Source organism: Achromobacter sp. SD115, from assembly GCF_017355315.1.
In the GTDB taxonomy this organism is placed as follows: domain Bacteria; phylum Pseudomonadota; class Gammaproteobacteria; order Burkholderiales; family Burkholderiaceae_B; genus Achromobacter; species Achromobacter xylosoxidans_B.
In genome coordinates this window covers 40,253-61,590 of sequence record NZ_JADIJM010000027.1, presented here as the reverse complement: position 1 = coordinate 61,590, position 21,338 = coordinate 40,253, and the positions used below count along the sequence as shown (strand labels likewise).

Below are 21,338 nucleotides of genomic sequence, written 5' to 3'. Positions count from 1 at the left end.
GCACAACTACTCCCGTTTATTGGAGCATCACATGACCCTTAACATCGACCCTTCCTGCACCGCTGCACCAGCCGATCGCGAGTCGCTATCCGACGGCGCTTCGCAGAAGGTCACTGGCTATGCGCTTCCTCACGCCGGCACGCCGGTAGCTCGCCAAGCAGGAGCCTCCGTCGCCGATTTCCTGGCGTGGATGCTGCTTGCCGTTATCGTGGCCAGCGCCATCTTTGGAGGCTACTACGTCCTCAATAAGGACACCGAGAACAACACGGAAGCTCAGAACATCGCCCAGCTCGTCAAGGGGGCCAAGCTCCTCCGGGACATGAATGGGTACGCCAATGTCACAACTGCGGCGCTACAAGCCGCCGGCGCGATTCCGAGCAACATGGTCGGCGCGACGACGGGCACGCTGTATCACAGTTGGGATGGCGAGGTGACTGTCGTTGGATCGGCCACCCAGTTCGTGATTACCTACCGGGCTGTCCCCAGCAGCAATTGCATCCCTCTGCGCGCCAACCTCTCCCGGACGGCTCAGTTCGTCAGCATGACCAATTGCCCAACCACCGGCAATGTTGACCTTGTAATGACTGCACGCTGATGGACAACACACCCGTTACCTTGGAGGAGGCAACCAGCCTCCTCGACCTGAGATTCGTCGATATGATCATCGGGCCCGACTACGCCGAGCTTCGTGAACTGGAGGGAAGTCAATCGCTCTCAGACAAGGTCCCGGGCCACCTGCAGGCGGACGTCAATCTGCTGCGTCAGCAATGCAGGCAGGCACTGCGGACACTGACGAAGTCGGAGTTCACCGCCACCCTAGGCGAGGAGAAGTTCAGGGTGACGCAGCTCTTCGACGTGGACTCGCAGGACATATTCATCCTGGCCCGCGCGGATGTGAAGACACGACCGCTGAGATCGCTCGGTATGGCGGACCGGCTATTCAACCATTTGATACAGCCGAAGCTGAGTGGCCTAGTCGTCGTGTCGGGAGGAATGCGCCACGGAAAGACGTCCACCGCTGATGCGATCTTCATCGACCGGCTTGAACGGCATGGTGGGCTTGGCATCGCGTTGGCTGATCCGCCTGAAACATCGTTGAATGGCATGCACGGGAGGGGCCGCGCGATTCAAATCGAGGTGGCACGCGAGCATGGCGGTTACCAAGAGCAGCTTATGCGAGGGCTGCGTTCTCGCGCGAACATCTTCTATCTTGGGGAGACCCGCGACCCGTCCTCCGCAATCGAGGTCGTCCGTGTAAGCGGCAACGGATGGCCCGTCCTCACCACACTGCACGCAGACAGTCCGGAGCTCACTTTCACCAAACTGCAATCGCTATGCGCTGGCTCGGGCGCATCGGTTGAGTCGTTCAACGCCATGCTGGCTGACAACATCAGCGCGGTGATTCACCAACAGCTTGAAACAGTCAAAACAGGCACTGGGATTGCCAAGCGCCTGCAAATCAACTGGCTGGTGTTGGATGGCAAAGAGGACACTGCCATCCGGGCCAAGATCCGCAAAGGCGACTTCGCCGGACTGAACACAGAAATTGCAGCGCAGAAAGCCGCTGCCATCTTCGGGAACAGATTATGAACCGACGCTACCAATTGACCGCTTCAAGGCGAAAGCAGGCGGGCTTCACAATGGTCGAGGGCATGCTGGTGCTCCTTCTCTTCGCGATAGGCCTGGGAGCATGGCTCTGGAACCAGACCGACTACATGGCCACGCTCACAAGCCGCCAAGCGGCATTTCATCAAAAACAGGTGGGCAACGCCGCTGCGGCATACGTCAAAAACAACTATGCATCTCTTCTGGCTGCTACCGCCGGCGGTCCTGTCACGATCTCACTGGACACGATCCGCAACGCTGGGAACCTGCCCGCCGCCCTGCCCGCGCTCAATCCTTACGGCCAGGCCTATACGCTCGCAGTACGCCGCGTAACGCAGGGTGGCCAGAACATTCTCGAAGCACTCCTGGTGACAGGTGGCGGCGACATTCCGGAACAAGACCTGCGTCGTACCGCTGCATTGCTGGAGGGAGGCGGGTTCGTTCTCGCGCGCCAGCCCGCCATAGCTCAAGGCTCAATGGGAAGCTGGCAGGTGCCGGTTTCCGGCTTCGGACTGGCATTGCCCGGCGGCAACTTGGCCACCGCGCTGTTCTTCAACAGCGCCGGCCAGGTTACGGACTATCTCTATCGAAATTCGGTCGCTGGGAGGCCAGAGGTCAACCGGATGAACACGAGTATCGACATGAATGGCAATGACCTCAATAACACACGCACCGTTCGCACTCAGACCGTGGAGGCCTCCGGCAATATCAATACTAAGAGCGCACTGGTAATACAGAACGCTGACGGATCTACCCGTAGCGGCTGGTATACAGCAGGCAACGATGGCTGGCTTCGCGTTCTAAATGACAATCATGTGGTCACTGCAGGCGAAGTCCGCGGCGGGGCACTACGTTCGATGGGCCAAACCTATTCTCACGGACGCCTCAACGCCTACGAATACGTGTACGTCGGCGGGGTCGCCAACGAAGGCTGGGCATGCGAAGCAAACGGCCTGGTGGCCAGGACGGGAATCGGTGAACCCCTATCCTGCCAGGCCGGAGTGTGGCGAAAGTCTGGCGGAGGACAATTTCGCTGCGAGTACTACTTCGCGGGACGTGCCGATAATTACCTCCCTACGGACAACTCTTGGTGCCCGGCCGGCATGATCGTAACCAGCGTAACCAGCGCAGGCAGGAACCAGAATTTCTACAACGTCATGGGAAAGAGCCTGTACGCGGGCAACGTCGGGCACGGCTACACGTGCTGCGGGATCTCTTGACCACCTCCGGCGGCGACCCCGTCCCAAAGGACGCACAGCTATGAGCATACTGATGATTCCGCTGCTGGCGCTGTTCATCCTAATTGCATCTCTGGCCTCCACGTCGGAGCAGACTACGTTGGATATGCAGCAGCAGCACGAGGCGGTCGTGTCCGGAGGCAGTCTGCGCATCTACGCGAATTCAGTAGCCAGGTTTGCAAAATCTAACCCAACGTTTTCTGGATCAGCCCCGTCCACGGCGCTCGACCTTCCGACCTGGTTCAGCCCACAGTTCGGCACGGGCAATGTCGTTGTGGGTGGCACCGCCTACATCTACTTTCTTCCAGGCGGACGCGCGGTAGATCTATACCGGATGTTCCCGGACGACGAGGATGGCCTGCCGATTCTCTTTGGCGTCGCCAGGAGCGGTATTCTGAGCTCGCCTTCTGGCGGGGCGGCAGTCCTTTCGTTGCCGCCCGGTGTGCCCGACGGGGCGATTGTGTACGTCCTTTAACCGCAAGGCCAACAAAAACCCCCGTCCGGCGGTGCCGGGCGGGGGTTGGAGCGCTTCATGCGCTAAGGTTGCGAGCGTTACGGGCCGCTGCTGGCCTGGGATAGCGGATAGGGTTGGCGCCCGAGTAAGCTTGACTATAGGCTTGCCACAGACGACGAAGTCGCCTCTGGCAAGCCTACTCGGGCCAAGTGTGCCCTGCCCTGGACAGAGCCGGGATCGGAAGAGAGAGCCGCGGCCGGTTCAGGGCCGCGACGGGTAGCTCAATTTCGATCGAGGAACGCCAATTCACCGAATCGACTGAGGGTGGAGGACACTGCTTTTTTCATCTGGCCTGTTCAGCAGCCTAACCAGATATTCGGGATGCGCCTTTTTGAGTGCGGCGCGCACTGAACAACCTGCGAAGTCTTCTTCAATATGCACCACCGGCGCACATTGAAGAAAACTCCACGTGTGTGGAGTTTCCGGGGTTGGCTAGGACTCAGTTGTCATCCGTGCCAGTTCGAACGCCATCGGCCGAAGCCTCGGGTTCAACGTACTGATAAACCATCACGCCATCAACTTTCGCCATGTGGATCTTCAGTAAGCGGCCCTTGAGGACCACCCCTGTTTGACCGGCACGGGTGCCGCTCGTGATCTTGTAGGTGTCGATGTACGGATCGCCGATGGTCACGGACGCCAGGACCTTGCGGCTGGAGTCGTTCGCGGCTTCTTGAAGCTTTTCGCTCATGACCTTGATGGCGTCTTTGCCGACGACCTTTACGTCGCAATTGAGCCAGGTGAGTGAATCCGCACTGCCTTCCTGCGCCTCACCGTGAAAGATGCTGATGCTGCACGCAAGGAACGGAGCACCTTTCTTGGGCTTAACTTCGCGAACACGACGAACATAGCCGAGGCCACGAAGATGAGCATCGAAGTACTTGGGGGTGTTTGCTTGAGCCATGACGGATCTCCTAAAGAAAAGGGGAACCGCCGCCCCATTCGGGGAGGAAAGTTCCCCGATGGGCTGAAAAGACACTCCTGGTCGCTAGGACCTGCGGTCACCGAATGGTGGAGCCAAACCGCAGTGCTACAAAAGATTCCGACATAAGCTGTCGGACGGCTTTCTAGCCGACATCTTACGTTTCGGCGATGAAGAAATCAATGGAATTTCCTGCAGCACCACACCAATTTTCGAGAGAGAGGAAAGTCCCTCACTCCGGACTCGGAGCCTTAAAGGAAAGTATGGTCGCGGGAGCTCGGCGCGGCAGCAAGTCTCGGCACGGGTCGACCGACGTCAGTTCCGCCGCCGGCACCGTTTCGACAGCGCGCACTTCGCACCCTTCGCTGTCCAGCGTCACTGTTTCGACTTCTCGGCTATCCCCACATTCAGCGAGGATTGACACGTCACCAAGACGTTCGTGTCTTGCCTGAGTTCCAGCACGGCACTTGCTTGCCCAGGGAGAAATAATGTTCATTGCGAGTTCCTTCATCGAGGTTGTTCACCTGTGGGCGGCAGTGGCCCCAGCCGGAGATCGTTATAGCCGACAGGCCGCGCTGGCACTGGCCCGCCTTGTTGTAGGACCGGAGCTGCAGCGCCGTTTTGAACCTCCGAAGCACTCCAGTCGAGGTTGGATTCAACTTCGTCGCCGTCGCCCTCGTCGCCAGAGGCGGTTGGTGGGCTTTGGACGGGTATGTGGTCGGAGTCGGACCCTGCCGCTGCGAGAACAGACGATCGAACGACATCAACGCGGCCTGCAGGCAGCAGCACGGAGAAGCGGTCCGGCCTGCCAGGTACAAAAACGTAGTTGCCTCGCACCTCGGCATCTCCCCGAGCCCCTCCTGGCAGTTCAATTGGCACCGACCGCAGCTTCGACGGCAACGGCTGGTCCAGGACCAGAATGATTTTTCCATGGTCACCAAATGCGCGTACCGCAACGTGGCCGCCGTCCGAACTGACCGTGTAGTCGAAGTCCAATCCCTCCGGCGCGACATGCAGGGCACCGGAGGTTGTCGCGCAACCAGACAGTGCGATCACCGCGACCAGGCCGAGCCCCGCAAACACCGATCGTGTCACGTACTTCGGGATTGAAAATACGGAGTTCAAGTTTATTCCTAAGCCACGGCAAAACAGGACGCTGCCACCGCAGCACCGCAACCATCATAGAGCGGCGGCAAGCTCCAAAAAAGCTCGGTAGCCCTCTTGCCAAACCGTTGAGATTGTGTGTAGGATTCCGCCCAGTATGCCCGTCAGAGCTCATCTGGCATCTTTTGCAGTGCTGCGGTTTGGCTCCACCATTCGGTGACCGCAGGTCCTAGCGACCAGGAGTGTCTTTTCAGCCCATCGGGGAACTTTCCTCCCCGAATGGGGCGGCGGTTCCCCTTTTTCATTCAGGAGAACCGACATGAGTTCAACGTTCAGCGTTGCAAGCCTTTCTATCGCCTTTGGCATCTGCGTCGGCGCCATTGTCTGGGGGGCTATTTCCCTGGCACCGCGGGCCTACGTGGCCGTGCGCGCATGCGCCCACGGCTTCACGCATAGCCGAGGCAACACCCGACGTGCGGCTATTGTCACCTCGATCGCGGTGACCGGCCTTCTCGCCGGATGTGCAAATCAGAGCGCCTCAGGCGGCGTGTACAGCTACCAGCAAGCTCAGCAGGTGCAGCAGGTCCAATCGGGGACGGTCATTTCGGCACGACCAATCACCATTCAGGCCGGCTACAACTCCGGGGCAGGCATGGCAGCAGGTTCCGCACTAGGCGGATTGGCGGGCAGCGCCATCGGAAACCACAAGGGGTCCTATGTCGCGGCAGCCATAGGCGCGCTCATCGGCGGTATCGCCGGCAATTCTGTCGAACGCAAGGTGTCCGAAGCCGCTGGCATCGAAGTCGTTGTACGACTCGATAGTGGTCAAACCCAAGCAATCGCGCAGGAGGCTGACATCCCGCTCAAGCCTGGCCAACGGGTCCAAGTCCTGAGCGGTGCCGGCGCAGTTCGCGTCATCCCGATTTAAACCCAAGCAGTGGCGCCCATTGGACGCCCTGCTCCTTCCCCTACCGGGCCCACGCCCGAACGGGCGAGTGGGCTCTTCTTCGGAGCTTGCGATGAGCAATCATTTCTTCAAAACCCTGCACAACGGCCATGCCATCACGGTCAATCTAGGCTGGGACCGCCCCATGGGCCATTTCTTCCTGGTCATACCGAAGCCGGTCGAGCTTCTTGACACTGATCCGGATGCAGACGACGACGGCGAATTCGGCGGCGACTTCCTTTATTCAAATCTTTACGAGCGAAATCCCTTTGGGTTGGACCTCGATTACTTCCGCGGAGTCTTGCATCGACTCGGCATTACCCTTCCCGAGAGCATGTACGTCGAGGTGCTTGCGGATCGTCGCAATAACGTGGGCAACCGCCTCGTCACACACCAGGCGGATGGCACGTTCTCCGAACATCCGATCTAAGACTGCTGTTCTCATTGACCCATCGGGGCCTCCCGATTGGGGGGCCTCCCTCTTAAAGGCCCAACTATGCCTCACCACTCAAACCGAGAAAGAATGACAAACGTTGAGTGCGTCACGGACTTAATGGAGTTCTCCTCCTATGGCCCGCTCGCTCAAATGTTTGTCGTAGACGCGCTCCTCAAGCACGCGACGAGCGTCGCGAAGTTCAGCGACGAAGATCTCCAAAACTGGCCTGAGAATCATCTCATCCACCCCCATTCATGGAGAGGTGTTGCGCAAGAAATCAAAACGAAACTTGAGCAGCACCTCAACCCCGACGCATCTTCGGAAGTGACGTAAAAATTCTGGAAACTGCCACAGGAACCGCGAATTCGTAGGGCCTGACGCAATCCAGTCCATCCCTCGCGCGGGTTTGCATTCCCGCGCAGCCCCTCTCATTCATCTTGGCCCCTAAGGGGCCGCTTTTTTTTCTGGAGCAACACCATGATCAAGATCCCCGGCACGCTGGAGGTCAAGACGATTCGAGGCGGCAACGGCGACTTCAATGTCGGTGAGCTGCAAACCGCAATCGGTGAATTCAAAATCAAGGACAAGATCTTGGAGCAGTTTCAGTCGGGCTCCTACCCCGGCGAGTTTCTAATCTCGAAGATCTATCCGCACTCATACACGTGGTACGGGAAGATCACAATTGAGATTCGCGCCATGCTCGCGGACGTGATGCTAGACAGCGACGACCCTGGCGACTCGGAGATTGCCACTCAGGCGACCGAGCCCGATCCAGCGGATGAAGAACGCAGTTCCCCATCGATCGCTACGCAGAGCGAGGCCGCAACTCCAAAGGTCTTGTCGGCGGAAGAGGCCCCTCCTCCTCCCGCAGCGAGCGCTCCACTTGCGACCGCCGAGCAGCCCACGGCGTCAAGCGTGCCCTTCGAGGACAGCGAGCTCTTGGAAGTCTTCGGCGCTGAGCTTACGGAGCTGATCAAAGCCCGGCAGCCAGTAAAGCTAGATCCGTCGGTCGACCGCGCGCTGTTCCGGTCGCAGCGCGATTGGCTCGGGAAGCGACTCAACTACAGCTTCCGTGCTGCATCTCAAACCTGGCACGTCAAATAACACCAATCCCTCGATGCGCAGGTCCGGCTTCAGCCGGCCCGCGCTTCAAACCTCCACTACAGGCAGAACCCCATGGCACTTATCTTTCCTAGGCTCGCGCAGAACTTCATTCGCAACGGCTATTTTCCAACCGACGAGGAGACACTGAAGCGAGTTTGCTCCGCCCTTGAGCTGCTCGATCCTGATGCGGGGGCAAGGCTCTATGACCCCTGCTGCGGAGAAGGAAGCGCCCTTAACTGGGTGGCTTCCGCTCTGGACGCGTTTCATGCCTCAAAGTCCACAGTGACGTATGGCGTCGAATTTGACCGGAGCCGCGCCTGGCACGCAAAGGAGCTCCTCTCGTCAGCACTTCACGCTGATGTCCACGATGTGTTTGTATCAGCGCGGTCTATGAGCCTCCTGTTCTTAAATCCCCCTTATGGAGCCGTGGTGGCCGACAAGGGGCACACTGGCGACCGGCACTATGACCGCTTGGAAAAGGTCTTCTACCAGGCCGCGGTGCCATCGCTCGCTTTCGGCGGCGTGCTGGTCTTGATCGTCCCACACTATGTGATGGACAAGCAATTTGCGACCATGATCTCCCGGAACTTTGAAGGGGTGCGGGCCCACTTGGCGCCTGAGCAGGAGTTTCGGCAGCTTGTCGTCTTCGGTGTAAAGAGGCGTTCCGACTCACCTGACCCCAATGTTGTGAAAAGGTTGGTCGAAATTGGGCAAGGAGCACTTCCGTCCGAGCTACCCGCTGAATGGACCACTGCACCCTATCTTGTGCCGCACGTTGCCGGTCAGCTCGCATTTCTGTCCACGAAAATCGACGCCGAACAGTTACGTGACGAGCTTCAACGCATAGCACCTTCGACTTTATGGCCGCAGCTCGGACGCTTCTTTTCGACCGGTGAAGTCACTCATCGACGCCCGCTCTGCAACCTCTCTGACTGGCATCTTGCGCTTGCGCTCGCGGCCGGACAGATAAGTGGCGTAGTGGAGGGCGACGACGGGACCAAGCTGCTTATCCGGGGAGACACGATCAAGGTCAAAGTCCAGGAAGTTCAGCTTGAAGAAGCCAGCAATGGCGATGTTCGCACCACGATCGTGATGCGCGACAAGTTCGTACCGACCATCGTCGGAATCGACTTCACGCCAGGAGCGCGCTTGGGCCGTCTGGTCAACATCCGGTGACTCAAGCCTTATTGAAACAGCCCCTCGCGTTCGCGAGGGCGCTGCCCTAAGCGTATCTCCATGCACTTAGGCCAGCGTTCCACGAAGCCCAGCGTTACTGGGCCGCCGCCGGCGTAACCGGCATCCTTTTGGTTCGGCTCCATGGGCTTTTGCCCAGGCCAAGGTCCTCCAGACCTGGAGTGTTTTCTTAACCCTTGCGGGCAACCTCCCGCAGGGTGCCCGCTGTCGCTTGGATATGACCAATGACAACGCCCTCAAATTTCATCGTAACTTTCGAAGTCGCGTATCGGCATCTCATAAAGGTCGGCGTAGAAGCGCCGAACGATCTAGCCGCATTGCAGCAAGCCGAAGCGGCTTTCGGGAATGCCACACTATGGGCAGAAGATTCCCCGCAAAAACTCCTTCATGATGACTTCCATGAGGATGGGGAATGCGTGAACCGATACGTTACCTATTTGGGAAGCGCCCCGCTTCCGTCTCCGGGCGCAAGCGTTCAGGAATTTGAGCTCCATTCGAGGGCCCGAAGCCTTCTTCAGTTCTGCCGCATGGTTTCTGATGCCGCACCTTCATTAACCGAGCAAGTCGTCGATCTCGACCGCCTGCTTGAGGTAAGGCTGTCTGCACGCTCGATTCAGCAGATTCGCGAGCTGTTGCCGTACTTGGCTTCTATCGAGCTCGCATCCTAACTGTGACCCGTTGCGATTGATCTAAATTCTGGAGCGCATCTATGATGTTCCGCATTCGCGAACTGCAAGATCTATTTGTAGACGCCTGCGTGAGGTTTCCTAACGGAGACCTTGCTTTTCTGTCGTTCTATGGCCGTGATGGGTCCGCGCAGCAGCTCTTCGCATCGCTGCAACTTGGCGTTCAAGAGGGAGGCCTGCGTCAATTGACACTGATGACGACCTCATCAGCCGTTGAAACCGTAGTCTCTGTCGGAGATGTGAAGCGGCTCGAAAAGCATTCGGGCAGACTGCCTAAGCAAACTCTCTTCGGCGGGCTCCTGCACTGCTGGATCTATGACCCCGCATTGTTGAAGCCGTCCCGAGCTACGCGTAGTGGCTGGGTGCTACGCGACGTTGGTGGCGACGAGCCACCGGGCGCTGCTGCAGACCTGGTATGGGACCTGATCAAGCAGGTCTCTGACGTCCCACTTTTGGATCACTGGCGGGACTTCCTTTTAGGAGAACTAAGCACAGACCTACTGGCCGACTTGAATGATGAGGCCTGCCGGCCTGTCGGGAGGATTAGTCCCACTTTCGTACGTCTTCCCACGGACTTTTCGAGGCGAATTTCTTCTTACGTCCGCAATGGACATCTGACACTTCACCCTAGCGCTTAACAGCGTCTTCTCTTCCCTTCCGGGACACCATCCCGGAAGGGGAGTTGGTGTCTCTCAATCCCCTTTTCTTGGAGCACCATTATGAACGCGATCGTTGACGACGAAGTTGTCGCATTGGAAGAAGCCCAGCTTGATGAAACCGATCACATCCCCCTTCCGGAGTTCATCAGCAAATTTGGCGCTGGCCTGTTGCAGGCCGTCCGAGCGCAGAACCCCCCTATATTTGACGAAGCCCACCGCCCCGACTGGGACGGGATCATAGACTCTCTCTCTCGCACACCGTTCCCGGCTCAACGGCGCGTCGTGCACGCCTTGACCACGCTGCTGACGCAGCATGCGCCAGCCGGCGTCATCAACGCTGAAATGGGCACGGGAAAGACTCTTATGGGCATTCTCGTGGCCACGCTCCTCCATCACGCCGGTTTCCCGAGAACTTTAGTACTTGCACCGCCTCATTTGGTCTACAAATGGCGGCGGGAGATTCGTGCAACGGTACCGAACGCACAAGTCTGGATCCTCAACGGTCCAGACACGCTTCGGAAGCTGCTTCAGCTCAGGACCATGCGAGGTCGACCTGCTGCACCGCAGTTCTTCATCTTGGGCCGCGTTCGGATGCGGATGGGGTTCGATTGGCGCCCTGCCTTCGCAACACGGCCGGTCCTCTTCGACTCGGAACTCGGTCGCGTTTGCAGAAGTGCCGCTTGCTGCCCCCGATGCGGTCAGTTCGTGTGCGACGAGGATGGTGTACCGCTCACACCGACGCTGGCTACGGCGGCCTTGAACGAGCGGCGCACCGCGTGCAATTGCGGCGAGCGCCTTTGGACGCTCGTTCCGAAGCGTGCGACGCCCATGAGCTACCGGGACATGGTCAAAAATGCACTCGTTCAAATGCCCACGGTAGGCCCCCGCACTGCGGACGGCTTGCTTTCTCGCTTCGGCGAGGAAATGCTCGGCGACATGCTGCAGGACAACGTCTACGAGTTCATCAACTTGATGGACGATGAAGGCGACTTAGTCTTTTCAGATCGCCAGGCCAAGCGCATGGAACGGGCACTCGCCTATACCGAAGTGTCTTTCGGACAAGGCGGATTCCAACCGACTGAGTTCATCAAACGGTATCTTCCGCAAGGCTACTTTGGCTTGCTCATTGCAGACGAGGGTCACGAGTACAAGAACGAAGGTTCGGCTCAAGGCCAGGCGATGGGCGTGCTCGCGCGCAAGTGCTCAAAGGCGTTGGCATTGACCGGAACGCTGATGGGAGGCTACGCGGACGACCTATACCATCTCCTCTATCGCCTCCACCCGCGGATGATGATAGAGGACGGGTATAACTTCAACTCAAAGGGGTCGATGGCATCTGCGACGATGGCATTCATGCGTGAACACGGCGTCCTCATCGACATCCACAAGGAATCGAACTCGGGATCTCATCGAACGGCAAAGGGGGATAAGAGGACCATCTCCACCGTCAAAGGTCCGGGCTTTGGTCCGAAGGGGATCATGCGGTATGTGGTCCCATACACGGCGTTCTTGAAGCTGTCTCAGCTCGGTCAGGACGTGCTGCCGCCCTATCGCGAGAGCATGGTGGAAGTCGCTATGTCGCCCGACATGGAGGCGGCGTATCACTATCTGGAGCGCACGCTGGTTGACGAGTTGCGGCGGGCACTGCGTGCTGGTGACAAGTCGCTCATGGGAGTTGTTCTGAATGCACTTCTCGCTTGGCCAGAATGCTGCTTTCGGGCTGAGACGGTTCGGCATCCTCATACCAAGTCGCTGCTTGCTAGCCTTCCAGCGCTGTACGGCAACCAGGATGCGTCGCCTAAAGAGAACGCATTGCTGGAGCGCGTGCGACGGGAGACTGCAAAAGGCCGTCGTACGCTCGTTTACACGACGTACACGGGCACACGCGACACATCGGCCAGGCTAAAGGCACTCTTTGACCAGGCCGGCGTGCGCAGTGCCGTGCTTCGTTCCAGTGTGGCCGCGGAAAAGCGGGAGGACTGGGTAATGGAGCAAGTCGACCGAGGGATCGATGCGTTGATCTGCAACCCGGAGTTGGTCAAGACAGGCCTGGATATGTTGGAGTTTCCGACCATCTTGTTCATGCAGACCGGCTACAACGTCTACACACTGCAGCAGGCCGCAAGGCGTAGTTGGCGGATCGGGCAGACGCGAGACGTGGACGTGGATTTTCTTGGCTATCAGGGCACCGCCCAGATGCGCTGCCTGCAGCTCATGGCTCAGAAGATTGCAGTCTCTCAATCCACATCTGGCGATATGCCCGACTCAGGGCTCGATATCCTGAATCAGGGGGGTGACAGCATTGAAGTCGCCCTTGCGAAGCAGTTGGTTAACTGACTTCGGTGCTTTCTCTCAGGACAGGCTACCCCACACCCGGGGTGGCCTTTTTTTTTGCAAGATGTAGCGCTACGCGCGCCGCCGCTCGCCAAGGACGTCCAGACACGCCCTTAGAACTCGCGCCGGCTCGATAGAGTTGATTTCGTCCGTTCCGTTGTCCGGAACCACATCCCGCGTGTACCTTCGCGCCCAGAACCATTCTGGATTCGGCTCATTGAAGATTCCGACATATGGAACGCACAGGCCTTGGGCGATATGCGACGGACCACAATCATTCGATACGACCAGGCGGGCATTGCGCATGAGCGCGGCGAGCTCTGCTGGCGGCCGACAGAACTCAATCTTGAAGTCGCTTCGGCCTAGGTATGCAATGTGCTCCCGCATTCTTCCTTCGTCGGGACCCAGAACGAAGGTGAACCCTGCAGATCCGGCGAAATGGTTTTGAAGAAGATCCGAGAGCGCCACGTAGTGGTCCAACGCCCATCGCTTGAAATCTCCGGCGCCACCGCCCGGTATGAAAACGATATCGGCCGGTGTGACCTTCCCGACGTGCGGCTTGGAGATCTCCAGAAATGCCTGACGCGCAGTTCGCTCAGGCTCATGCCCCTGATGCGTCGCGAGCAGGCGCAGATTTGCAAGCCCAATGTACTCATTGATGTCTTTTCGATGACTGTGGGTCCATACGCGATCGCCCAGCCGGCCATTCTCGAATCCCATGCGCAGCGCTGGCCGCCGAATAAGGTTAATCAGCGAGTAGCGCTCGCTAGAATGGTGAAGACTTAAGGAAGCGTGAGCTCGGCGTGGCAGCGCGCGCACTTGCGCCGCGAACGCATCCGCTTGGACGAATTCGTCCACCCACGGCAGGCTCGTGTAAAAGTGGCCAACTGCGTACCGGGACACTACACGGACGCGCTTTTCACGCCAAAATTTCTTCAGAAGGCTTAGCGCTGGAAAAGCTACGATTTGATCGCCGAACCTCGGCTGGCTCCTGACAAAAACCACAACATCAGACATAAACCGGACACCTAAACAAGTAGGCGGGGATTTATGGTCGTTTTCGGCACGACGCCGGCAATTTATCACGAGGCTGCACCGTGGCCTATAGGCTGTGCTGGCGCGAAGCGCTGCCAACAAAAAGCCCCCTTTCGGGGGCTGTTTGCAGCGAGCGCGCTTGTCGCGAGACGTCAGATCGCAGCGCTAGCGCCTGGGCTCGCCGCCGCGCGGATGCGCTCAACCTTCTGCAGCTCAGCGATGCCCGCGTCAAAAGCCGCGAGCAGTGTGCGCCGCGGCTTGCAGTCGTCGTAGCCGCGCACGACGATGGAACGCGCTTCGGTGAGCATCGCCAGGCGCTCCATGTCCGAATCGCCGCACACTGCGATCGGCCCTCCATAGTAGATATCGTCCAAGGCCCGCCCCTGCTCATCCCGGTGTTCCAATGGCCACCAATTGTCCAATTCGGAACGGGCAGCGCCCAGCTTCGAGTGGACTCGGCTGGAAAACCCGATGGCCGACAGGCCTCGCATTAGAGGGGCAAGTTGTAGATGTAGCTCAATTGGCATCGCTTTGGCCGGGCGCCAGCGCGACGGGATACCGGTTTGGCCACCATACGGCACCGCGCCGTTGTATTCGCCGTAAGACGGCCCCGGCCGCCGCCGGCGCGGCTTTGCATCCGCTTCGCGTTGAGGACTGACAAAATCGTCATTGCACCTGCCCGTCTCGTGTGGCCACGGGTGGGGCTCCACGACGGGGCGCAGATTGGCCAACGCGTCAGCAACACGCTGCAGCAGGGCGCCGTCCAGGCCAATCAGGAGAGGAATGCACTCGCCGGCGTAGTAGATGCCCTCCCACTTGGGCACCACCATTTTGCAGCCATTACTCTGCAGCCAGTGGGCGCGCTTGGCCTCCATGCGCTTGACCTCAGCCGCATACGGCTCGTCCAGGCACACATAGCTCCCGCTCACAGGGTCGAACCAGTCCGAGTTATGGTCTCTGCCGGGCATGCCGTTCAGCACGCTAGCGATGGCGTCGAACTTCTTGGTCGATACTGGTTGCAGGCCTGTCGCTTCCATGAAGCGCAAGCTGCGCTCCGCCTTCAGTAGAAGGTCCCGAGCCGCCTCTTGGTTGTCCACATTGGTCCGGTGTTCCAGATGATCGACGTATTCCATCCGGAAGCCGTAGAGCCCACGCGCGTGGCCGACGCGGTGCTTGGCCACGATTTCGGGCAATGGACGAGAGAGGTGCACACATAGCAGTTCTCGGCCATGCCTCAGCCCATTGGGCGTCTGATCGTCCTTGCGCGGACGCCGGGTGAACCAGTGCACGGAGATGTAGACGGGAAACCCGCGCGGTGCACTTGCGACGGGAAGCTGGCGCTTCGCGTGCACGAAGTTCTCGTAGCCAGCCTGGCGACTGGCAAGATTGAGAGCGTCTGTGTGGGTGATGTTTTGCTCGCGGCTAATTTTCTTGGCGAGCTGCTTGATGCCGTTCACTGAGAGCGGCTTAATGCTGGCGGTATTCATGCGCTTCGATCCTTAAGGCCCCGTTTACAGAGTCACCGTCGCTCTGAAAGGCCGGAAGGAAGGCATCGGCCAATAGAAGATCAAAGCACTGCTCTAGGAGCTTCGGAAGACGGCGTCCTGCGCGTGCCAGCGCAGATCGACTTTACTCCTCACGAATCGTTGAAGTCAATCAGGCCTGGCAGCGGGTGCGCTGGGACGGGGCACCTGTCGGCCAACCGGTAGAATCAGCTCCGTTCCTGTGTGGAGTTCCACACTTGCCGCCTACCGTGGCGCCATGCCTTTGCGTAGCTTACCGGGCCCCTCCAGCAGTTCACGAACCATCAGCTCCTGTTCAGCCACGCAAGGTTCCGCCGCGAGCGCTTCCCACCATTCATCGTAGACAGGGGCTAGAACGCCGGAAGGGCGTTTGAACCTCGCTCGACAACTGCTTCGTTCGCAGCACAAACGAGCGGTACCGCTTGACCTCCAGCAGCAGGGCGAGCACGTCTGCGTCGGAGATCTTGCCATCAGAGCCACGATGACGGTCCTGAATAGCGCGGAGCTCAGCGAGGGATAAAGGAGATCTGAACGGCATAGGCGAATACTGTATGTTTGCACAGTAAACCTATGTCGTCCTATCCCGCTAGCTAGAGCTGCGCCCTCTCTTGACGGGCCTGCACGGCAGCGGCCACAGCTTTGGCGGTGACTCGACACCGACTTGCCCTTACGTCTATTAGTCGCTATAGTGAAATTACGGCTCTAAGTCGCGTCTATTAGACGCATCCGATCGGAGCAAGACATGAACCAGAATCTCAGCCTGGCGGACACCATGAGGCCCACGTCGGAAGACCTCAAGAAATTGCGGGGGAAAACTCGCCGCACGCAAGCGCAAACGGCGGCCATTCTTGGCGTTGGCCTACGCCAAGTGCAACGTTGGGAGGCAGGTGAGCAGTCGATGCCGCCGGCAACGTGGCGCTTTTTACAGATGTGTGGCCACCGTTTGCCCTCGGACTTCCTCGTCCCGGAAGATGGCGCCACCCGATCTTGGGATCTCGACAGCGACACGATACGGGACACCATTGAGCAAGGTGATTTCGTCCACCTACAGCCTGTCGTTGGCCCGATGATCCAAGCCCGAGTGTGGCTGGACCGCGTGCATGACGGCCTGATCGACGAGGAGTCGTATGGCGGCTTTGTTATCGGATTCCCAGGGCACCCCGAAGCAGGCCAAGAATTCGGTGGCTTCTACATCGGCGAACGCATCACCTTCGCTAAGCGGAACGCCGTCCATGTGGAACAGCGCACACATACCACTGCAAGCGCGTCTAACCAGAAAATGTGACCAGATGAGGCATACTCGCCGCCTCGCACAACTCAAAACACGGAAAGAAAAATGGGGGCCAACTGGAACGAAGGAATGATGCGCTGGGCACCATATGTTGACGCCGAAGGCCGGTCCTTTCCGCTCAACCACTTGCATCCTTTCCGATACCAGTTGGAAACGACTGACGGCCGGACGGTAGAAATCCGTGTAGCTTTCGCGATGCACTGCTTCACGCACGGAAATGAGGTTACCGAGCATGCCCCGGATCTGTACCAGGATGAGCGCGAGGTCCGCAGGTTTTGCCATGACCGCTATGCTTTGTCCCCGCGCTTACCGCTCATTGTTCGCGAGCTGGCCAAACGCAAATGCGGCTATGCCAAGCATGAGAACTACGTCACCATCGACGTGGAGACCGCCGAAGGCTCTACCGGAAGCTATGGTGTCTTCTTCAACGTGCGGAGAATCAAGGACGCCGACGGTCTCGCAGTGCTCCTGACCATCCAGAGCGCCTACGAGCTGGACGCGGGAAAACAGCCGCCAATCCACGGCTCCATCAAGTTCACGCGTTTGATCGAACTGACGCTTGACGGAATCAAGCCGCGCCCGCCTCGAAAATAGTATGACCGGAAAAAGCGAAGGCCCCCGAAGGGGCCCCGTAGTCTGGCGTTCTGTTGCCTCCGCTTTTGGCGGAACCGCTTGCGCGGCAGTCAACGCTTTTGCCCGAAGGCTCACCAGCTATTGCGTTAGGGCTATTGTTGCTCAAATTTGAGCATCGCGCAACCCATCCTTCCCAGCCAGACCGGGTACGACGAAGAATTTGCCTCTGTACGTATCACTGTATATGTAACCAGTATCAACATTGGCGGAAATACAGCCTCTCAGGATCCACCGTCAAAAATTCCTCCTCTACCGCGCATGCCCGCGCCGCCATCGCTTGGGGCCGATAATCCCATTCCGGCTTTCCTGCGTCGTCAAATTCGACGATCGCAAAAGACCCGGCGGGCGCGAGGCCCCGCCCTTTTGGCCAATGCTCGATGATCGTGCTCAGGGCAGCCGCATTGGCAAGCACTTCCTCTCGAACAGGCTTGCGTTGCCACCACTTCCTTGCGGGCATGAGGTGCTGCAGCCCGACGTCGTCGTGCAACTGCACGATAGCTGCTTCGCGCACCTCTTCGATGGCATTCGTCACCGATGTCCCGTGATAGTCGTAAAGCTGCGCACAGACGATTACCAGGCTGTCATGTCGCACCCTGGCACGCAAAAAGCACGTGCCAACAGACATCAGGCCGGGGTATTGGAACCTGGGATACTCCTTGTCGATGCCCTGAAACTGCGAATTTCCGTCCATCCCTACATCTCCCTATATCCTGCTCCTATCGGAGACACGCCGGACCATGCGCGCGCCCTGAAGGAACAACGGCAAGATTCATGGGAAATTAAAGGACAACCTTGACCCGCCTGCCACTCACGCCCGCTAGTTCAGGTACGCGGACAGCCGGTAATTGGGGCTAATTCACCAACGGAGCTTGAAAAGGGGACTCGGATTGGATGTCGAAACCACTAAGGTTAGTGACTTTTTCGCCCTGCTAAAGGCTACATACATCTTGGACTTGGCGTACAGGGTCGATGTGAACTGCCCCTTGTCGCAGGCCATCAGCATCGCGTGGTCGCACTCCAGGCCCTTCGCCTTGTGAATGCTGCTGAGCACCTTTGGGGGTAATGACGGATGGGAATGGGAGCGCATACGCGACACCTCCGCAAATCCTTCGTCCGGATCTGCAAACTGACCAATGCGCACGGCATCCCGCAGTTCGGACCAGTGATCAATCTTCACTGTGTCAAAGCCTGCGGCGTTTTCCTTCACCAGCGCAGCAATTTTTGCGAGCGCGTTCGACACGCCCGTATGTGAGGGACTATTCAGGAGACATCGTGCGACCGCTTGGATGTTGGCCGGCTTTCCGGTGGTGGAGCGCGCCGCGCCGGTGCGAACTTCCTGCAAAAGTCGGTCACCGTGGCTGGACGAGCTGAATCCCGCTGCGACGCTGCCCATGAAAGTGATGACACCCTGCGCCAGTGCTTCCGGATCACCATGACCTGCGCGCAGTGTCTGTACGAGCGCCCCTAGCGCATTACGCGTATGACCTTCCCAAATTGGTACTGTACGAAACCAGAACGCCCGAAGTGCCGACACCAAGTCGTTCTGCGATGCGAGAATCATAAGCTGTGAGCTGCTTTTCAGCACCTTGTCGATCGGTGCTCTATGCTCCTTGGACAGTTTGTAGCCCGTACGCATCTGAGCCGTGTTGTTTCCGACAAGCACCCTAACTGATGGAGGCAGCGCTCCAGTCAGGTCTATTGGAATTCCGCGTTCCAAGCTCTCCCGCGCCTCGATGACCCAAGCCCCCAACAGAGGACAACCGGTCTGCCAGCGGTGGGGCGTGATCAGCTTCTCGCCTGCTCCCTGCGCCTTCAAAGCGTCCCAGCGGGCACGATCCTCGCGCGCGGCTTTGTCGGTCTTGGCGCCGTAAATCCGCTGCATGGGATCACCAAAGATCCGGACAACTGCTCCAGCAGACAGCAAGGACATGACAACACTGTGCTGATCGACACTCGTGTCCTGGTGCTCATCGCACACGATGACTGGATAGCGTTGGGCCAGTGCACGAGCCACCATTGGCTGATGCCGCAGAAATCCTGCGACCTTGGTTGCCATGATTTCAAAGCCTCGCCCGCCGTCCTGCCAAGCCCAGGAGGTCAGATCGCGTGGAAGACCAAGTGGCTCATGGTAAGCCAGTGCGATCTGCGCTATCAAGGCATCGATGGTCTTGATCTCGACGCGCGCCCCTGCCTTCTTCGTGCGTTCTGCGAAGACAGAGCACGCGGCGTGGGTGTGCGTCAGGATGAGCAAGCGGCCATCACCGATCGCCCCAACCACCTCCTGCGCGTACGCGGCGGCTTGGTATGTCTTGCCGCAGCCCGCCGCAGCTTCAATGATCACCAGCCGCTCGGGTGAGCGGAGAAGATTGGCAACGGCGTGGTCGCTCATAGATCGAGCTCTTGCAGAGCCTTGTGACCCACGGCTGTCAATACCGCGTTGATCAATGGAAGCAATTGCGGCTCTATTTTCTTCCAAGCGCCTAACGCGACCATTTTTTGGGCCAACTCTTGGCCACCGACAGTGGACTTGAACCATTGCTGGGAGTGCTTCTTCCAAGCCTTTTCTTGACCTGCAGGCGCACCATCCTTACTGCCGCTGGCGGCCGCTATTATCAAAGTACGCCACGTCTTTCCCGATGCTTTCAGCGCCGCATCTATCGTCTCCACGCTCTTGTCTTGAAGTCCGAGGCGCTCCGCCAAAGTCCGGAGTCGATAGCCATCCACCTCGCCTTCTGCATCCCTCAGCAGTGCGAGGAGATTTTCTTCAGGGACGGCCCCGATCACATGGTCCTCGGTGCAGCCCTTGGGCCACTGGTGCAATCGTCCTTTGAGCTTGTCCTTCAGCTTCTTCCACCGCTCTGGTGCGGTACCTTCGTCGTCAGCCAGGCCGGCAAATAGCAAACCGGAAGACGCGAGCGTCTCCAACAGATCCAAGGTCGCACCGTTTCCCTGACCATCGCAGACTCGCACCCCGTAATCAAGCGGGTTGCCCTTAAAGGCCCTCTCTAATAGATACTGCAAAAAGCCGACTTCGGTGGGTCCTTCTGCGATGACGGCCACACGCGCCAGGAATGTTTCAGGATCGCGCTTCTGCTGCGGCCCGATCTTGTCCCGAGGCAGCGCACCGATGGAGCCCGCGCTGTCCAGATACCAGAGGTGCGCGTCCTCGGCACACGAAATGGCGATAGGGCTATGCGTCGTGAGGAAAATCTGCCCGTGTTGGCCGGCCAGGATCTTGATGAGCTTGCGCAGACGGTACGGCTCAAGCCCGCGCTCGATCTCATCGATGAGCGTAATGCTAGCTTCCTTGTCCGTTGACGATGCGATTTCGAGCGCGGACATACGTCTGGTGCCAGCCCCCCAACTACTCAGAGGCAACGCCACGTCATTCTCGGTCGCCACTAGTCCGATGAGCGCGCCGATGGACAACCCCTGGCTGGTCGTGAGACCGAGTTTCAAATTGCTGGGAAGCGCGGCACCGGCCATACGCGCATCCAGCGATTCGATCGCCTTCTTACCCTTGTCATTGAGCGAATCGTGCAAATCGAGCCCTGCTACCTCCTTGCCGATGCGGGCCCGCAATGCGCTATCGGCCAACAACCGATCCAGCGCCGAGCCATAGACAAGCCGCAGATCGCGATCATTGCGCTCATCAGCACTCATTCGAACCGAGCCGATACGCCGGCGAACGGCTGACGAAAAATGGGCCAATTCTTCGTTGGGTTGCATGACCTCCCACGCGAGTTCCAATTCCGCGGTACCCCGTACCCGAACGCGATATACCGGCTCGCCGGGCGCGGCAAGGTCTCCTTCTTCGTCGGCTGACGGAGGTATCGCATTCTGCCCGTCCCACGCCCACGGCCAGGCGAAAGTGCTCTGCGAGCCGATCCCGGTCGTATCGGGTAGGGTCATGACGGCTTCGATGACGAACTCCTGCGCGTTGTCGCGCGCCCAGTAATCGGCCTCAGAGAGGACCGCAGTGTTCGACGGTGAAAGCAGCAATGCAATCGCTTCGAGGATGGTCGTTTTTCCGACGTCACCCCCACCCAGGATGACGTTCATTCCTTCCGCAGGCAGCCATGTTAGGGAGTGGATGCCCCTGAAGCGTTGAATAGTT

At 58.8% G+C, this 21,338-nt stretch carries 19 protein-coding genes; 12 read left to right on the top strand and 7 right to left on the bottom strand.

Going from position 1 to position 21,338, the window contains the following annotated elements; all coding sequences use genetic code 11:
• The first annotated feature begins 31 nt into the window (after positions 1–31).
• Genes IPU70_RS28175 through pilM form a run of 4 tightly spaced genes read left to right on the top strand, consistent with a single transcriptional unit; the run spans position 32 to position 3,318 of the window.
• Positions 32–595: a type 4 pilus major pilin gene (locus IPU70_RS28175; protein WP_006225789.1), complete on the top strand. Its 564-nt coding sequence runs from the start codon at positions 32–34 to the stop codon at positions 593–595.
• On the top strand, positions 595–1,590 hold the full coding sequence (locus tag IPU70_RS28170) for an ATPase, T2SS/T4P/T4SS family (RefSeq protein ID WP_006225788.1): 996 nt from the start codon (positions 595–597) through the stop codon (positions 1,588–1,590). The genes IPU70_RS28175 and IPU70_RS28170 overlap by 1 nt, the downstream gene beginning before the upstream one ends.
• Positions 1,587–2,825: a shufflon system plasmid conjugative transfer pilus tip adhesin PilV gene (gene pilV / locus IPU70_RS28165; RefSeq protein ID WP_006226463.1), complete on the top strand. Its 1,239-nt coding sequence runs from the start codon at positions 1,587–1,589 to the stop codon at positions 2,823–2,825. Before IPU70_RS28170 ends, pilV begins: the two co-directional genes overlap by 4 nt.
• A gap of 40 nt (positions 2,826–2,865) precedes the next feature.
• Positions 2,866–3,318: a type IV pilus biogenesis protein PilM gene (pilM, locus tag IPU70_RS28160; RefSeq protein ID WP_006226464.1), complete on the top strand. Its 453-nt coding sequence runs from the start codon at positions 2,866–2,868 to the stop codon at positions 3,316–3,318.
• Between the two features lie 478 nt (positions 3,319–3,796).
• Here pilM and IPU70_RS28155 read toward each other — a convergent pair whose 3' ends face one another.
• Positions 3,797–4,258, bottom strand: a complete 462-nt coding sequence (locus tag IPU70_RS28155) for a DUF3577 domain-containing protein (protein WP_006226465.1) — start codon at positions 4,256–4,258, stop codon at positions 3,797–3,799.
• Positions 4,259–4,783: 525 nt separating this feature from the next.
• Positions 4,784–5,401 carry a hypothetical protein gene (locus IPU70_RS28150; protein ID WP_124260339.1) on the bottom strand — a complete coding sequence of 206 codons (618 nt, stop codon included), beginning with the start codon at positions 5,399–5,401 and terminating at the stop codon, positions 4,784–4,786.
• Positions 5,402–5,699: 298 nt separating this feature from the next.
• On the opposite strand from IPU70_RS28150, the gene IPU70_RS28145 reads away from it, so the two are divergent.
• From IPU70_RS28145 to IPU70_RS28120, 6 genes are all read left to right on the top strand, one after another.
• On the top strand, positions 5,700–6,308 hold the full coding sequence (locus tag IPU70_RS28145; protein ID WP_006226466.1) for a glycine zipper 2TM domain-containing protein: 609 nt from the start codon (positions 5,700–5,702) through the stop codon (positions 6,306–6,308).
• A 91-nt stretch (positions 6,309–6,399) separates the two neighbouring features.
• On the top strand, positions 6,400–6,756 hold the full coding sequence (locus IPU70_RS28140; protein WP_006226467.1) for a hypothetical protein: 357 nt from the start codon (positions 6,400–6,402) through the stop codon (positions 6,754–6,756).
• A 483-nt stretch (positions 6,757–7,239) separates the two neighbouring features.
• Positions 7,240–7,866 (top strand): DUF3275 family protein, encoded by a 627-nt coding sequence (locus tag IPU70_RS28135; protein ID WP_006226469.1) that lies wholly within the window; start codon positions 7,240–7,242, stop codon positions 7,864–7,866.
• A 72-nt stretch (positions 7,867–7,938) separates the two neighbouring features.
• A complete protein-coding gene (locus tag IPU70_RS28130) occupies positions 7,939–9,042 on the top strand; it encodes a DUF6094 domain-containing protein (protein WP_006226470.1) in 1,104 nt (367 codons plus the stop codon).
• Positions 9,043–9,284: 242 nt separating this feature from the next.
• Entirely contained in the window at positions 9,285–9,728 is a 444-nt protein-coding gene (locus IPU70_RS28125; RefSeq protein WP_006226471.1) for a hypothetical protein, read from the top strand.
• Positions 9,729–10,465: 737 nt separating this feature from the next.
• The gene (locus tag IPU70_RS28120) at positions 10,466–12,742 is read left to right on the top strand and encodes an SNF2-related protein (protein ID WP_006227458.1); all 2,277 of its coding nucleotides are present in this window, start codon (positions 10,466–10,468) and stop codon (positions 12,740–12,742) included.
• A gap of 69 nt (positions 12,743–12,811) precedes the next feature.
• Here the strand turns inward: IPU70_RS28120 and IPU70_RS28115 are convergent, their stop codons facing one another.
• Positions 12,812–13,756: a glycosyltransferase family 9 protein gene (locus tag IPU70_RS28115; protein ID WP_006227457.1), complete on the bottom strand. Its 945-nt coding sequence runs from the start codon at positions 13,754–13,756 to the stop codon at positions 12,812–12,814.
• A gap of 170 nt (positions 13,757–13,926) precedes the next feature.
• Positions 13,927–15,261 (bottom strand): DUF5623 domain-containing protein, encoded by a 1,335-nt coding sequence (locus IPU70_RS28110; protein ID WP_006227456.1) that lies wholly within the window; start codon positions 15,259–15,261, stop codon positions 13,927–13,929.
• A 778-nt stretch (positions 15,262–16,039) separates the two neighbouring features.
• Here IPU70_RS28110 and IPU70_RS28105 point away from each other — a divergent pair.
• The gene (locus IPU70_RS28105; RefSeq protein WP_006227455.1) at positions 16,040–16,582 is read left to right on the top strand and encodes a DNA-binding transcriptional regulator; all 543 of its coding nucleotides are present in this window, start codon (positions 16,040–16,042) and stop codon (positions 16,580–16,582) included.
• Between the two features lie 51 nt (positions 16,583–16,633).
• Positions 16,634–17,182 (top strand): hypothetical protein, encoded by a 549-nt coding sequence (locus IPU70_RS28100; RefSeq protein ID WP_054485450.1) that lies wholly within the window; start codon positions 16,634–16,636, stop codon positions 17,180–17,182.
• A 235-nt stretch (positions 17,183–17,417) separates the two neighbouring features.
• On the opposite strand, the gene IPU70_RS28095 is transcribed toward IPU70_RS28100, so the two are convergent.
• From IPU70_RS28095 to IPU70_RS28085, 3 genes are all read right to left on the bottom strand, one after another.
• The gene (locus IPU70_RS28095; RefSeq protein ID WP_006227972.1) at positions 17,418–17,912 is read right to left on the bottom strand and encodes a hypothetical protein; all 495 of its coding nucleotides are present in this window, start codon (positions 17,910–17,912) and stop codon (positions 17,418–17,420) included.
• Positions 17,913–18,077: 165 nt separating this feature from the next.
• Positions 18,078–19,610, bottom strand: coding sequence for a UvrD-helicase domain-containing protein (locus IPU70_RS28090; RefSeq protein WP_006227973.1), 1,533 nt, complete (start codon positions 19,608–19,610; stop codon positions 18,078–18,080).
• The gene (locus tag IPU70_RS28085; protein WP_223283291.1) at positions 19,607–21,283 is read right to left on the bottom strand and encodes an ATP-dependent endonuclease; all 1,677 of its coding nucleotides are present in this window, start codon (positions 21,281–21,283) and stop codon (positions 19,607–19,609) included. The genes IPU70_RS28090 and IPU70_RS28085 overlap by 4 nt, the downstream gene beginning before the upstream one ends.
• Positions 21,284–21,338 lie beyond the last annotated feature (55 nt).

Bases quoted from the DNA above. Each gene is read 5' to 3' on its own strand.
- IPU70_RS28175 (WP_006225789.1), top strand. From the start codon at position 32: ATGACCCTTAACATCGACCCTTCCTGCACCGCTGCACCAGCCGATCGC.
- IPU70_RS28170 (WP_006225788.1), top strand. From the start codon at position 595: ATGGACAACACACCCGTTACCTTGGAGGAGGCAACCAGCCTCCTCGAC.
- pilV (WP_006226463.1), top strand. From the start codon at position 1,587: ATGAACCGACGCTACCAATTGACCGCTTCAAGGCGAAAGCAGGCGGGC.
- pilM (WP_006226464.1), top strand. From the start codon at position 2,866: ATGAGCATACTGATGATTCCGCTGCTGGCGCTGTTCATCCTAATTGCA.
- IPU70_RS28155 (WP_006226465.1), bottom strand. From the start codon at position 4,258: ATGGCTCAAGCAAACACCCCCAAGTACTTCGATGCTCATCTTCGTGGC.
- IPU70_RS28145 (WP_006226466.1), top strand. From the start codon at position 5,700: ATGAGTTCAACGTTCAGCGTTGCAAGCCTTTCTATCGCCTTTGGCATC.
- IPU70_RS28140 (WP_006226467.1), top strand. From the start codon at position 6,400: ATGAGCAATCATTTCTTCAAAACCCTGCACAACGGCCATGCCATCACG.
- IPU70_RS28135 (WP_006226469.1), top strand. From the start codon at position 7,240: ATGATCAAGATCCCCGGCACGCTGGAGGTCAAGACGATTCGAGGCGGC.
- IPU70_RS28130 (WP_006226470.1), top strand. From the start codon at position 7,939: ATGGCACTTATCTTTCCTAGGCTCGCGCAGAACTTCATTCGCAACGGC.
- IPU70_RS28125 (WP_006226471.1), top strand. From the start codon at position 9,285: ATGACAACGCCCTCAAATTTCATCGTAACTTTCGAAGTCGCGTATCGG.
- IPU70_RS28120 (WP_006227458.1), top strand. From the start codon at position 10,466: ATGAACGCGATCGTTGACGACGAAGTTGTCGCATTGGAAGAAGCCCAG.
- IPU70_RS28115 (WP_006227457.1), bottom strand. From the start codon at position 13,756: ATGTCTGATGTTGTGGTTTTTGTCAGGAGCCAGCCGAGGTTCGGCGAT.
- IPU70_RS28110 (WP_006227456.1), bottom strand. From the start codon at position 15,261: ATGAATACCGCCAGCATTAAGCCGCTCTCAGTGAACGGCATCAAGCAG.
- IPU70_RS28105 (WP_006227455.1), top strand. From the start codon at position 16,040: ATGAACCAGAATCTCAGCCTGGCGGACACCATGAGGCCCACGTCGGAA.
- IPU70_RS28100 (WP_054485450.1), top strand. From the start codon at position 16,634: ATGGGGGCCAACTGGAACGAAGGAATGATGCGCTGGGCACCATATGTT.
- IPU70_RS28095 (WP_006227972.1), bottom strand. From the start codon at position 17,912: ATGGACGGAAATTCGCAGTTTCAGGGCATCGACAAGGAGTATCCCAGG.
- IPU70_RS28090 (WP_006227973.1), bottom strand. From the start codon at position 19,610: ATGAGCGACCACGCCGTTGCCAATCTTCTCCGCTCACCCGAGCGGCTG.
- IPU70_RS28085 (WP_223283291.1), bottom strand. From the start codon at position 21,283: ATGAACGTCATCCTGGGTGGGGGTGACGTCGGAAAAACGACCATCCTC.